9 protein-coding genes and 1 pseudogene are annotated in these 12793 nt (G+C 72.8%); 3 read left to right on the forward strand and 7 right to left on the reverse strand.

The annotated features are described in order from the left end of the window. Positions 1-5 precede the first annotated feature (5 nt). A complete protein-coding gene (locus tag ACFYYJ_RS18970) occupies positions 6-1397 on the reverse strand; it encodes an FAD-binding oxidoreductase (protein ID WP_385129750.1) in 1392 nt (463 codons plus the stop codon). Positions 1398-1408: 11 nt separating this feature from the next. After that, positions 1409-1825 carry a winged helix-turn-helix transcriptional regulator gene (locus ACFYYJ_RS18975; protein WP_389133807.1) on the reverse strand — a complete coding sequence of 139 codons (417 nt, stop codon included), beginning with the start codon at positions 1823-1825 and terminating at the stop codon, positions 1409-1411. Between the two features lie 59 nt (positions 1826-1884). Here ACFYYJ_RS18975 and ACFYYJ_RS18980 point away from each other — a divergent pair, with 59 nt between their 5' ends. Next, on the forward strand, positions 1885-2511 hold the full coding sequence (locus ACFYYJ_RS18980; RefSeq protein WP_389133810.1) for an NAD(P)-dependent oxidoreductase: 627 nt from the start codon (positions 1885-1887) through the stop codon (positions 2509-2511). 31 nt (positions 2512-2542) lie between these two features. Here ACFYYJ_RS18980 and ACFYYJ_RS18985 read toward each other — a convergent pair whose 3' ends face one another. Both ACFYYJ_RS18985 and ACFYYJ_RS18990 read right to left on the reverse strand, forming a co-directional pair. Next, a complete protein-coding gene (locus tag ACFYYJ_RS18985) occupies positions 2543-2821 on the reverse strand; it encodes a hypothetical protein (RefSeq protein ID WP_385129717.1) in 279 nt (92 codons plus the stop codon). Between the two features lie 336 nt (positions 2822-3157). Next, positions 3158-4723, reverse strand: coding sequence for an APC family permease (locus tag ACFYYJ_RS18990; RefSeq protein WP_389133813.1), 1566 nt, complete (start codon positions 4721-4723; stop codon positions 3158-3160). 310 nt (positions 4724-5033) lie between these two features. Here ACFYYJ_RS18990 and ACFYYJ_RS18995 point away from each other — a divergent pair, with 310 nt between their 5' ends. Together ACFYYJ_RS18995 and ACFYYJ_RS19000 are read left to right on the forward strand one after the other, a co-directional pair. Further along, positions 5034-6122, forward strand: a complete 1089-nt coding sequence (locus ACFYYJ_RS18995; RefSeq protein WP_389133816.1) for a DNA alkylation repair protein — start codon at positions 5034-5036, stop codon at positions 6120-6122. Between the two features lie 54 nt (positions 6123-6176). Further along, positions 6177-7958 carry a hypothetical protein gene (locus ACFYYJ_RS19000; RefSeq protein ID WP_389133819.1) on the forward strand — a complete coding sequence of 594 codons (1782 nt, stop codon included), beginning with the start codon at positions 6177-6179 and terminating at the stop codon, positions 7956-7958. A gap of 51 nt (positions 7959-8009) precedes the next feature. Here the strand turns inward: ACFYYJ_RS19000 and ACFYYJ_RS19005 are convergent, their stop codons facing one another. The 3 genes and pseudogenes from ACFYYJ_RS19005 to ACFYYJ_RS19015 all read right to left on the reverse strand — a co-directional run bounded on the left by ACFYYJ_RS19005 (position 8010) and on the right by ACFYYJ_RS19015 (position 12715). Next, positions 8010-9488: an aldehyde dehydrogenase family protein gene (locus ACFYYJ_RS19005; protein ID WP_389133822.1), complete on the reverse strand. Its 1479-nt coding sequence runs from the start codon at positions 9486-9488 to the stop codon at positions 8010-8012. After that, a pseudogene (locus tag ACFYYJ_RS19010) lies at positions 9485-11230 on the reverse strand (amidohydrolase family protein); the annotation flags it as partial. The pseudogene ACFYYJ_RS19010 and the gene ACFYYJ_RS19005, both read right to left, overlap by 4 nt. A 363-nt stretch (positions 11231-11593) precedes the next feature. Beyond that, positions 11594-12715 carry an LLM class flavin-dependent oxidoreductase gene (locus tag ACFYYJ_RS19015; protein WP_385129704.1) on the reverse strand — a complete coding sequence of 374 codons (1122 nt, stop codon included), beginning with the start codon at positions 12713-12715 and terminating at the stop codon, positions 11594-11596. Positions 12716-12793 lie beyond the last annotated feature (78 nt).

A 12793-nucleotide genomic window follows, 5' to 3' on the forward strand; every position in this document is an offset into this window, starting at 1 on the left:
GCTGCTCAACGACCGGCGTCGCCCCCAGGCAGCAGGGTGTCCGGGTTCAGTAGCCGGTCCGGGTCGAATGCCGCCTTGACGGAGCGCATCACGGCGATGTCCGTGGCCGACCGGGTCAGGTGCAGGTAGCGCGACTTGGCGCGGCCGATGCCGTGTTCGGCGCTGATGCTGCCGCCCGCCTCCGCGACCCGGCGCAGCACGGCCTCCGTCACCGACTCCTCCTCGTCGGGGGCGACGTCGAGGAGGTTGACGTGGACGTTGCCCTCGGCGAGGTGCCCGAAGACGTACGGCCGGGCCCGGCCGGCCAACAGCCCGGGCAGGTCCGCGACGAACCGCGGCAGGTCGGCGAGCGGGACGGTGACGTCGAGCTTGAGGGGGATCCCCTCGGCGTTGACCGACTCGGTGTGCCGCTCGCGGTAGGCGGCGAGGCGGCGGCGGTCGGAGGCCTGCCGCCCGACGGCCACATCGCGTACCTCCGCCTCCACTTCCGCCTCCTCCAGCAGCGCGGCGAGTTCCCCGGCCGGATCGTGCCGGGCCGCGCATTCCACCAGCAGGTAGACGGGGTACGCGGTGCGGAAGGGCGCCGGAAGGCCGCCGTGCTTCAGGACCAGGGCCAGGCCGTCGGCGGTGAAGAACTCGGCCAGTTCGAGGGATTCGAGCCGCCGCAGGGCGCTCAGGACACCGACGGCGGCCGCGAGCGAGTCGAGGGCGAGCAGGGCGGTGACCCGCTCGGGCAGCTCGGGGACCAGGCGCAGCCGTGCCCGGGTGATGACGGCCAGGGTGCCCTCGCTGCCGACGAGGAGGCCCGTCAGGTCGTAGCCGGTGTTGTCCTTGGGCAGCCCGGCGAGCCGGTCGAGGACGCTGCCGTCGGCGAGTACGGCTTCGATCCCGGCGACGTTGGCGCGGGTGGTGCCGTGGCGGACGACGCGTTCGCCGCCCGCGTTGGTCGCGATCATGCCGCCGAGGGTGGCGGAGTCCCGGGAGGCGAGGTCGACGCCGAAGTCCCAGCCGTGCGGGCGGACGTGGCGCTGGAGCTCCGCCAGTGCGGTCCCCGCACCCACGGTCACCTGGCGGGCGTCGGCGTCGACGGGTCCGATCACGCTCAGGCGGCGCAGGGACAGTACGACCTCGGTGCCGGCGCCGGTGGGGACCGAGCCGCCGACGAGGCCCGTATTGCCGCCCTGCGGGACGATCGGGGCCCCGGCTTCCCGGCAGAGGCGGACCGTCTCGGCGACCTGGGCGGTGTCGGCGGGCCGGACCACGAGCCGGGCCCGGCCGGTGTAGCGGCCGGTGAAGTCGGTCTCGTACGAGGCGCGGAGGGCGGGGTCGGTGAGCACGTGGGCGTCCCCGACGACGGCGGCGAGGTACCGGGCCAGCCGGTCGCGGTCGCGGTCCATGGGTTCCACGGCTAACCCCCGGCCTTCGCCGGCCGCGAGGCGGCCGCCCCCGCCCCCACCCCCGCCTCGTGGGCGTCGATCAGCTCGTCCCAGTGCTCCCGGGTCCACTCGCAGGCAACGTCCAGCGGGCCGAGGAGGCCCCTGCCGAGGGGGGTGAGGGCGTACTCGACGCGGCGCTCGGGGCGCTCGTACTCCTCCCGTACGACGAAACCGTCGCGCTCCAGGCCGCGCAGGGACTGCGTCAGGGACTTGGAGGTGATGCCGGGCAGCGGGACCTTGAGCTCCGAGAAGCGGCGGGGGCCGCCCTCCAGGCAGCGCAGGATCAGCGTGGCCCACTTGTCGCCGATCCGGAACGGGACCAGCGGCGAGGGGCAGACGGGGTCGAACATCTCCGGGTCCAGCGGCGGTGGGGGCTGCGGCTCGCTCATGATCCACACGTTAGGCCGGTATCCGATCGGTAACCAGCCCGACTCCTACGCTCCCCCGCATGACGAACCAGATGCACATCCAGAAGCAGATCATCGTGTTCGGGGCCCGGGGCCGGGTCGGCCGGGCCGTCGTCGCCGAGGCGCGGGCGCGCGGGCACCGGGTCACCGAGGCGGGCCGCGCCGAGGGGGACGTCACCTCGGCGGCGGACGTGGCGCGGCTGGCGGCCGGGCACGACGCGGCGGTGGTGGCGGTGTACGACCCTCAGGCTGCCCCGCAGGAGTTCTTCCCGGCGGTGGCGAGGGCCTTGGCGGCCGGGCTCCCTCGGGCCGGGGTGGGGCGACTGGTCGGGGTCGGGTTGGCGTCCGTACTGGCCACGGAGTCGGGGGTCGCGCTGATGGACACCCCGGGTTACCCGCAGGAGTGGCGGGCGTTCTACGCCGGCCACGGTGCCGGGACGGAAGCGCTGCGGGCGGCCGCGCCCGATGCCCTGGACTGGGCGGTGCTGAGCCCGGCCGGAGACTTCGCCGCCGACGACGCGGACCCCCCGGCCCCGGCCGGTGGCTACGCCCTCGCCCCCGCCGATGCCGCCGCCCGGATCACGCACGCGGACTTCGCGCGGGCCGTGGTGGACGAGGCCACCGCCCCGACCCTGCGCGCGGTGCACGCGGGGGTGGGCGCGGTGTGACTCCGGCCGGGGAGGGTGCGGGTACGAGCGGTCAGCGGACCTTCGGGGCGTTGGGCAGCCCGGCGGACAGTGCCCCACCGGCGCCGGAGAGGGAGGCGTCGGTGGCCTTGGTCGCGGTTCCGGCGGCCTGGGTGGTGACGCCCACGGCGGTCTTGGTGTCCTGGACGGCCTGTGCGGGGTGGTCGACGATGTCGCCGACGCGCTCGGTGAGGGGGACACCGTGGGGCATCCCGTCGGCGTGCGCGGCGACGGGGGTGAGTGCGAGGGCGGCGCCGCCGGAGAGGACCAGGGCGGCGAGTGTGCGCTTCATGGCATTCATGCCCGTCCCAACGACCCCGCCGCACTCGGGGTCACCGCCCGCCCCCACTTTGGAGTGAGCCCGCGGCTTCCCAACCCCACCCGAGTGCGTCGGGATCGAACGGAGTGAGGTCGAGATCCTCGCCGCGTACGTCCGCGCCCTGGGCGGCAAGCTGAAGATCGTCGCCGAGTTCGGGGACGAACAGTACGTCCTGGGCTGACTCCACGAGCGCGCCGCCGCCACCGGCCCCGGCCTCGGATCCACCGACGCCCGCGGCCCCGAACCGAAGGGATTCGATCCGGGGCCGCGGGGACGACTCTGCGGTGACGCGAGCGAACAGGCGGTGGGTCAGTCCTCGACGACCAGGGACGGGGTGGACTTCGTCAGGACCTGGCCGCGGAAGAAGGCCGGGCTGCGGCGTTCGGTGACGAACATGATGACCAGGCCGAGGGCCAGCAGGCCGACGCCGATGACGAAGACGCTGCCGACGCCGAAGACGTCGGAGCCGGAGCCGTAGGCCGGGTTCCACGCGTCGACGAGGGTCTTGCCGAAGACCCCGGCCAGCAGCAGGCCGCCCATGACCGGGAAGACGCCCTTGAAGAACAGGTCCCGGGCGGAGCGGCGCAGGTCGCCGCGGAAGTACCAGGCGCAGGCGAAGGCCGTCAGCGAGTAGTAGAAGCAGATCATCAGGCCGAGCGCGAAGATCGTGTCCGTGAGGACGTTCTCGCTGACCAGGGTCATGATCGTGTAGAACGCGCCGGTGGCGACGCCCGCCATGACGGTGGCGCGGCCCGGGGTCTTGAACTTCGGGTGGACCTTGGCGTAGGAGGCCGGCAGCGCCTCGTACGTCGACATGGCGAGGACGGTGCGGGCCACCGGGATGAAGGTGGTCTGCAGGGACGCGGTGGCGGAGGCCAGGACGGCGACGAAGAGCAGGATGCCGAGCACCGGGCCCATCACCGGGCCGGCGAGGGCCGCGAAGACGTTGTCGGAGGTGTCCGGGTTGCCGAGGCCGAGGCCCTTGTCGCCGGAGCCGACGACCATCTGGGCGGCGACGCCGGTGGCCAGGTACGAGCCGACCAGGACGACCATCGCGATGAGCGCGGCGCGGCCCGGGGTCTTGGCGGAGCCGGTGGTCTCCTCGTTGGTGGCCAGGCATGCGTCCCAGCCCCAGTACATGAAGATCGAGAGGGAGAGGCCGGCGGTGAAGGCCTGCATGGACTCGACCGCGAAGGGGTTCATCCAGGACCAGGAGAAGTCCAGGCCGGTGTCGAAGGTACCGGCGGAGGCCTTCTGGAGGGCCATGGCGACGAAGACGGCGAGCACGACGAGCTGGAGGCCTACGAGGGTGTACTGGACGCCCTTGGTGGCGGTCATGCCGCGGTAGCTGATCGCGGTGGCGGTGGCGATCAGGGTCAGGCAGGTGGCGATGTGGACGAGCTTGTTGTCGTCCAGGGCGGCGATCGACGGATTGCCCGTGATCTCGCCGGCCAGCAGCCAGAAGTACGAGGTGGCGACGCCGGCCAGGTTGGAGAGCACGATGATCGTGGCGATCACCAGGCCCCAGCCGCACATCCAGCCGATCCGCGGGCCGAAGGCCTTGACGGTCCAGGTGAAGGAGGTGCCGCAGTCCGGCATGGCCTTGTTGAGCTCGCGGTACGCGAAGGCGACCAGGAGCATCGGGAGGAAGCCGGCGAGGAAGACCGCGGGCATCTGGACGCCGACCTCGCCGGCCGTGGAGCCGAGGGTCGAGGTCAGGCAGTAGACGGGGGCGACGGTGGAGATGCCGATGACGGCGCTGCCCACCAGGCCGACGGAACCCTTGCCGAGGCCCTTGCCGCGCACGTCGCCCTCGCCTTGGGCGACGCCGCCTACCGTGTCTCCGGCCCGGGGCCGAACGTCCAGCTGAGTCATGAGTCAGGACGTTAGATGCTGCGCATTCCATATCTGGAGGACTTAAGTCCGGATCCGGGACGACCCAAATCCCTTTGAATCTTGAGATCAAGACACTTCACTGGCATGTAATACAAGGTTCACTCAGGCATCCATCCACAGATCAACAGGTGCCGGACAGCGGGTTCCGGTATGCGGAAACCGCACCTCTGCCCCTTTTGTGCGCTTTCAAACTTTCCCGTGTGACTGCGGTCACCCCGCCCTCGCGCGGAGGGAACGGCTCACGGTCCGGCGGCCCCCCGCCCCGCGCCCGGTCCGCCAGACTGGGCCCATGCCCACGGCCGATGAACTCCTCAGCGCGGCGACCGTCACCACCCTCGCCCGGCTGCTCGCCCGAGCGGGCGGACGCCGGTCCGCGCCCGCCCTGCTCGCCTGCGCCGACGCGCTCGACGGGCTGACCTACAGCGGTCGCGTCGCCGCCGTCCGCGACGCCGTACTCGCCGACCTCCCCGCGGACTGGCCCGGCTTCGAGGCCGTCGTGCGCACCGCCCTCGCCGAGCCCGCCTTCGACGGGTGGATGACCTTCCCCGTCGACGAAGCCGTGGCCGTCCGCGGGCTGGAGGTCTTCGAGCCCGGACTGGCCCTGCTGCACGACCTCACCCCCCGACTCACCGCCGAATCCGCGGTGCGTCCCTTCCTGCGCGCCGACCCGGCCCGCGCCCTGGCCGTCGTACGGGGGTGGACGGACGACCCGGACCCGCACGTGCGCCGCCTCGCGAGCGAGGGCACCCGGCCCCGGCTGCCGTGGGCCCCGCAGCTGCCCGCCTTCGTCGCCGACCCACGCCCGGCCGTGCCCGTACTGGACGCCCTGTACCTCGACGACTCCGAGTACGTCCGCCGCTCCGTCTCCAACCACCTCAACGACATCAGCCGCGACCACCCCGGCCTCGCCGTCGAGACCGCCGCCCGCTGGCTGGCGCGGCCCGGTGCCACGACGGACCGCGTCGTACGCCACGGACTGCGCACCCTGGTCAAGGCGGGGCGGCCCGAGGCCCTGACCCTGCTCGGCCACGCCCCGGACGTCCCGGTCGACGTGCGGGGGCCGGTGGTGACCACCCCGCGGGTCGCGGTCGGCGATTACCTCGTCTTCGACTACGCGGTCACCAACAGCGGCGCGCTCCCGGCCGAGCTGGTCGTCGACTACGTCGTCCACCACACGAAGGCGAACGGCACCCGCACCCCGAAGGTGTTCAAGCTCGTCACCCGCGCCCTCGCCCCCGGCGAGACCCTCGCCGGCACCAGGCGGCACTCCTTCAAGCCGATCACCACCCGCCGCTACCACTCGGGCGAGCACCTGGTGCAGCTCCAGGTCAACGGGCGGGTGCGCGGCGAAGCCGTATTTTCGGTGGACGCCGGGTGATCACTGCGGCATGCTCCCGCTCATGACCTACGGAATCGAGTCCCACCCCGCCCGGTGAGCGCCCGCGAGGAGCGCGCTGCGCTCACCCCCGGAACCTCCCTGTACGACTACGCCCTCTTCCGCCGCGGCATCGAGCCGGACGGCCGGATCCCGCGCAAGGGCTATCCCCTCCCCGACGGCCCACCGGAGCCCGGCCCCCGGGACCTGACCTGGCACCAGGCGCGGGCGGTCGTCACCGACGCCCTCACGCCCCTGCTCGCCGACCCCGACCCGGTACGGGCCGCCGAGGCGGTCCACCGGCGGGTCGCGGACCTGGCCATGTCCCCCCGCACCCTGCGCGCGCACACCGCGCGGCTCGCGCTCGCCGACGAGGACGCCGCCCGCCGGACCGCCCGGCAGCTGATCCGCACCGGTACGCACGTGACGGCCGTCGGTGTCGGCATGGCCCTGCTGATCCGCCTCGGCGAGCCCGAGGACGCGCCCTGTCTCAAGGCCCTCGGCATGCTGCACGGCCTGGCGGACACCGCGAGCGCCGCGCTCGACCCACTCGACCGGCAGGCGGCCGCCCTCCTGGTGCTGCGCAGCCGCGACCGGTCCCGGGAGCTGACACCGCTGACCGACGCGGTCGCCTCCGGCGACGCGGAGGCCACCCGGTCCGCGCTGCTCGCCGTGCCGCACGAGCAGCTCATGTGGCAGCCCCGGCGCCTCGCCGAGGCCGCCGACCTGCGCGGGCTGCTCCGGGCACGACCGCAGGACCCCGAGCTGCTCGCGCTGACCGGCCGGCTGCTGCACCGGATGGCCGACCAGCACGACAGCCGCCCCGCGATCCTCGACTACCTGCCCGCCCGGGCCGTGTACGAGGCCCTGGTGCGGCACGCCGACGAACTGTCCCCGACACCGGAGCACCGGTCGCTGCTGCTGTCGATCGCCCTCGACCTGCACAGCGGAGCACCCGTGCTGCTGAACTGGCGGCCCGGGCGGCGCCGGGCCCTGCTCGACGCCCTGGACCGGCTGTTGCCCGACGTGGTGCCGGAGCCCGTACCCGGCGACCGGCACGCGGACTGGTTCCGGCGCAACCGGCACCTCCCCTTCGCCCGCGCCGAGGACGGTGACCGGCCTCGCTGGGAGGTGGTCGTCGTCCACGGGTCCGCGGACTCCTCCGCCGTCGAGACCCGGATCCTGGCCGACGGGGTTCCGCTCGTCCCCGCGCTGTTCGGTAAGGGGCGGGGCAACCCGCCCGAGTACCTTCTCGACAGCGGCCGGCTGCGCGCCGGATCGGAGCCGCGGGAGGTGCAGCTCGCCGAGGCGTACTGCACCGAGGGCTGCTGCGGCGCGCTGTACGTGACGATCCGCCGGGACGGCGACGGGGTGGTGTGGGACGGCTGGCGCGGGGCGGTCGGCCCGACGCCGCCCCCGTACCGCTTCGACGCGGCCGCCTACGACGCCGAGCTCGCGCGCGCCGAACGGGACTTCTCCTGGTGCTGGCCGGCCCGCAGCACCGCGCGGCTGATCGCGGCGGGCCTGCGCGACCGGCCCGACCTGGCCTCCCGGTGGGAACTCGCGCCGAGCTGGGTCGGCACCGACTGGCGGAACCCGGACACGGCGGTGGTCCAGCTCGTGTTCACGCCGTCCGCGCCGCCTCCCGGCACCGGCGGGTCGCTCTACTTCATGTGGTGGCTGCCCAACGACGACGGCCCGCCCCGGGACCGGGCGGCCGCCGCCCTGCAACGACTGGAGACGCAGGACCCCAAGGCCTTCGCCGTCTTCGGCGGCGGCAACCACGAGCTGGCCGAGGCCCTCGGCTACCGCGAGCCCCCGCGCACGCCGCGGGCATGACACGGATGCGGCCGGGGGCCACCCGCCCCCGGCCGGATCCGCACCCGCGGGCTACGCCGTCCAGACGATCGACTGCATCTCGCTGTACGCGTGCAGCGCGTACGAGCCGACGTCGCGGCCCACGCCGCTGCGCTTGAAGCCGCCGAACGGGGCCTCCATGTTGCGGCCGATGGTGTTCACGCCCACCCCGCCCGCCCGCAGCCGCCGGGCCACGCGGAACGCACGGGCCGAGTCCCCGGACCACACGTAGCTCAGCAGCCCGAAGTCGCTGTCGTTGGCCAGGCGGATCGCCTCGTCCTCGTCGCCGTCGAAGGGGACGACCACGACGACCGGGCCGAAGATCTCCTCGCGGACCACCCGCATGTCGTTCGTGCAGTCGACGAGGAGGGTGGGGGCCACGTAGAAGCCCTTGCCGCCGTCACCGACCACCGGGCGCTCGCCGCCGTGCGCGACGCGCGCGCCCTCCTTCCTCCCCAGCTCGATGTACGACTCCACGCGGTCGCGGTGCGCCGCCGAGATCACCGGGCCCACGACCGTGCCGCGCTCGCGCGGGTCGCCGACCTTCATGAAGGCCAGGTAGCCGGTGAGCTTCTCGATCAGCCGGTCGTAGACCGCCCGGTGGGCGATCACCCGGGTCGGGGCCGTGCAGATCTGCCCGGAGTAGAAGGAGAAGGTCGTGCCGATGCCCATCACCGCGGCATCCAGGTCGGCGTCGTCGAAGACGATCGCCGCGCCCTTGCCGCCCAGTTCCATCAGCTGCCGCTTCATCGTGCGGCCGCAGACCTCGGCGATGCGCTGCCCGACGCCCGTGGAGCCGGTGAAGGACACCATGTCCACGTACGGCGAGTCGACCGCGGCCTCGCCGACCTCGACCGACTGCCCGTTCACCACGTTGACCACGCCCGCCGGGACCCCGGCCTCCGCGAGCGCCTCCGCCATCCTGAACACCGACAGCGGGTCCTGCGGGGCCGGCTTGACCACGACCGTGTTGCCCATGGCCAGGGCCGGGGCCACCTTGCCCGCCGGGTTCGCCCACGGGTTGTTGTACGAGGTGATGCAGGTGACCACGCCGACCGGCTGGCGCACCTCCAGCGCGCCCAGGACGGACGCCTTCCCCATCGGGCCGGCCTCCGTGACCTGCGGCGGCAGGCCGCGCTCGACCGGCTCCAAGGCGCCCTTCGCGTACCGCCGGAAGCGGGCGACGCCGACGCCGACCTGCATGCCGCGCGCGATCCCGGTCGGGGCGCCCGTCTCGGCCTGGGCGAGGGCCGCCCACGGTTCGAACTCGCGCTGCATGATGTCGGCGGCCTTGTCGAGGATCGCCGCGCGCGCCTCGGGCGTCGTACGGGACCAGCTCTCGAAGGCCTCGGCGGCGGCGCGGGCCGCCTCGGCGACCTGTCCGCGCGAGGCCTCGGGGGCCAGGCCGACGACGGATTCGTCCGCCGGGTTGACGACCTCGTAGTGGCCGCCGTCGGGCTCCACCCACTCGCCGCCGATGTAGAGCTTCTGCGGGTCCTGTGCCTGCGTCACCTCGTGCTCACCGTCCTCGTGTCCCGGCCCGACCGGAGCACGATGCCCGGCACGGCCCCCGTCACCTCGTCGTCGCGGATGGTCTCCACGCCGTTGACCCGGACCGAGACGATGCCGATGGCCCGGGAGTCCAGCCGCGGGCTGTCGCCGGGCAGGTCGTGGACGAGGGTCGCCGGGCCCGCCTCGATGCGCTCGGGGTCGAAGAGGACCAGGTCCGCGTGGTAGCCCTCGGCGATCCGGCCGCGTTCGCGCAGCCCGAACAGCTGCGCCGGGTCGTCGGTGAGCATCCGTACGGCCTGCTCCAGCGGCACCAGCTTGCGGCCGCGCAGGCAGTCGCCCAGGAAGCGGGTCGTGTACGGGGCGCCGCACATGCGGTCCAGGTGCGCGCCGGCGTCGGAGCCGCCGAGCATGACGTCCTCGTGCTGCCAGGTCTCGGCGCGCAGGGCCCAGGTCGCCGGGTCGTTGTCGGTGGGCATCGGCCACAGGACGGTGCGCAGCTCGTCGTTGGCGCAGATCTCGACGAGGCACTGGAAGGCGTCCTGGCCGCGTTCGGCGGCGATGTCGTTGACGACGCGGCCGGAGAGGCCCTCGTTCTCCTTGCTGTACGTGTCGCCGATGACGTAGCGCCCGAAGTTGGCGAGGCGGCGGAAGACGCCGGCCTCCTTGCTGTCGGCGCGGCGGAGCATCTCGGCCCGTACGTCGGGGTCGCGGAGCTTGGTGATCCGCTCGGGGACGGGGAGGTTCAGGACCTCGCCCCAGCCGGGGATGAGGTTGAGCGCGCAGAACGTGCCGAGCGACATGTTCATGGGGGTGAGGATCGGCATGGTGAGGGCGACGATCCGGCCGCCGGCCTTGCGGGCGCGCTCGCTGGGGATCAGCTGGCGCGGGACCCGTTCGGGGACGGAGGCGTCGATGGTGAGGACGTTCCAGTTCAGGGGTCGGCCGGCGGCGGCGCTCATCTCGACGAAGAGGTCGATCTCCTCGTCGGAGAACTGGTCGAGGCAGCCGGCGACGATCGCTTCGAGCTGGGTGCCCTCGTGCTCGGAGACGGCTTTCGACAGGGCGAGGAGTTCGGCCGGATCGGCGTGCCGGGAGGCGACGGGGGCGCCGTCGCCGTCGGAGTGCGTGGAGGACTGGGTGGTCGACAGGCCCCAGGCGCCGGCGTTCATGGCGTCGTGGAGCAGGTCGAGCATCTGCTGCAGCTGCTCGGGGGTGGGCTTGCCGCCGACGGCGTCCTCGCCCATGACGTGGCGGCGCAGGGCGCAGTGGCCGACCATGAAGCCGGCGTTGACGGCGATGCGGCCGTCGAGCGCGTCGAGGTACTCGCCGAACGTGGACCAGGTCCAGTCGACGCCCTCCTCCAGGGCGGCGAGGGCCATGCCCTCGACCTTGCTCATCATGCGGCGCGTGTAGTCGGCGTCCTCGGGGCGGGCCGGGTTGAGCGGGGCCAGGGTGAAGCCGCAGTTGCCGCCGGCGACGGTGGTGACGCCGTGGTTCATGGACGGGGTGGCGTAGGGGTCCCAGAAGAGCTGGGCGTCGTAGTGCGTGTGCGGGTCGATGAACCCGGGGGTGAGGACGAGGCCGGTGGCGTCCTCGGTGGTGCGGGCCTCTTCGGTGACGGTGCCGATGGCGACGATGCGGCCGTCGCGTATGCCGAGGTCTGCGACGCGGGCGGGGGCGCCGGTGCCGTCGACGACGGTCGCGCCCTTGATGACGTGGTCGAGCATGACGTCCCTTCTTTCGGGGCTCCGCCCCGCCCCCGCGCCGGGGACGCTGGCGGGGCCGGCTGTGGCTGCGGCCGTTGTTCACGCTGCGCGCCGTCTTCCGGGGCTCCGCCCCGGACCCCGCGCCTCAAACGCCGGCGGGGCTGGTTTCGCCCCCGTCGGCTTCCAAGTGCCGCCGGGCGGGCATTTCCAGCCCCTCCGGCGTTCGAGGAGCGGGTCTGGGCGGAGCCCATGGCGCCGCGCAGCGGCATCTCCGTGCCCCGGCCGGTGGCCGCCCGGTCGGGGCACGGCTGGAGGCGGCGGTCCGGGAAGACACCGCCCCCGTACTGGGGCCGGGGCGCGGGCCCCGCAGAGCCGGCCCGCCCCCGGTGAAGCCGAGCGCTACGCGCCCTGGCGGAAGCGGGTCGTGCGGTGGACCGGGTCCGTGTCGATCTCCGGGATCACGTGCTCGCCGATCAGCTTGATCGTGGTCATCGTGTCCTCGTACGAGACGCCGGTCGGCAGGCCGAAGGACAGCTGGTCCGCGCCCGCCTGCTCCCAGCGCTTGCACTGGGCCTTGACCTCGGACGGGTCACCGCAGATCAGGAGTTCCTCGGCGATCAGGAGCTCGATGATCTCCGCGTTGTACTCCGGGAGGGTCTCGGGCCACTCCGGGATGGCCTCCGGCCGCGGGAAGGTGTCGTGGTAGCGGAACACCAGCGACTGGAAGCGGTTCATGTTGGCGTTGACGGCGATCTCGACGGCCTTGTCGTGCGTCTCGGCGCAGATCGCGGTCGAGGTGACCATCACGTTGTCGTTGACGAAGGCGCCGATGGCCTTCGCCTCCCGGATGGCCGTCTTGTACTGGTCGAGGACCCACTCCATGTCGGAGACCTTCTGCACGCTGAAACCCAGCACGCCGAGGCCCTTCTTGGCGGCCATCGCGTACGAGGACGGGGAGCCCGCCGCGTACCACATGGCCGGGTGCGCCTTCCCGTACGGCTTGGGGAAGATCTTCCGCGGCGGGAGCGACCAGTGCTTGCCCTGGAACCCCTCGTACTCCTCCTGGAGGAACATCTTGGGGAACTCGGCGATGGTCTCCTCCCAGATCTCCTTGGTGCCGTTCATGTCCTCGATGCCCGGGAGGAAGCCGAGGATCTCGTGGCTGCCGGCGCCGCGGCCGGTGCCGAATTCGAAGCGGCCCTTGGAGAGGTGGTCGAGCATGGTGACCTTCTCGGCCACCTTCACCGGGTGGTTGACCGGGGCGAGCGGGTTGAAGATGCCGGAGCCGAGGTGGATGCGCTCGGTGGCGGCGGCGAGGTAGCCGAGGAAGACCTCGTTCGCCGACAGGTGCGAGTACTCCTCCAGGAAGTGGTGCTCGGAGGCCCAGGCGTACTTGAAGCCGGACTTGTCGGCCTGGATGACGTACTCGGTCTCCTCCAACAGCGCCTTGTGCTCTGCCTGGGGGTCGACCTTGGACCGCGCCTCAGGCACGTATCCCTGCACGAAGAGCCCGAATTCCAAGGGGGTTCACCGTCCTTTGGTTTCTGACGTTGCGTCAGATTTGATGTCCCGACTGTTCCACCGCGAGGGCGCGAGCGT

It is taken from the genome of Streptomyces sp. NPDC002467, from assembly GCF_042889825.1.
In the GTDB taxonomy this organism is placed as follows: domain Bacteria; phylum Actinomycetota; class Actinomycetes; order Streptomycetales; family Streptomycetaceae; genus Streptomyces.

What these genes read in the sequence shown, in the direction of transcription:
- ACFYYJ_RS18985 (WP_385129717.1), bottom strand. Translation starts at nt 2,821, where the DNA reads ATGAAGCGCACACTCGCCGCCCTGGTCCTCTCCGGCGGCGCCGCCCTC.
- ACFYYJ_RS18990 (WP_389133813.1), bottom strand. Translation starts at nt 4,723, where the DNA reads ATGACTCAGCTGGACGTTCGGCCCCGGGCCGGAGACACGGTAGGCGGC.
- ACFYYJ_RS18975 (WP_389133807.1), bottom strand. Translation starts at nt 1,825, where the DNA reads ATGAGCGAGCCGCAGCCCCCACCGCCGCTGGACCCGGAGATGTTCGAC.
- ACFYYJ_RS18995 (WP_389133816.1), top strand. Translation starts at nt 5,034, where the DNA reads ATGCCCACGGCCGATGAACTCCTCAGCGCGGCGACCGTCACCACCCTC.
- ACFYYJ_RS18980 (WP_389133810.1), top strand. Translation starts at nt 1,885, where the DNA reads ATGACGAACCAGATGCACATCCAGAAGCAGATCATCGTGTTCGGGGCC.
- ACFYYJ_RS18970 (WP_385129750.1), bottom strand. Translation starts at nt 1,397, where the DNA reads ATGGACCGCGACCGCGACCGGCTGGCCCGGTACCTCGCCGCCGTCGTC.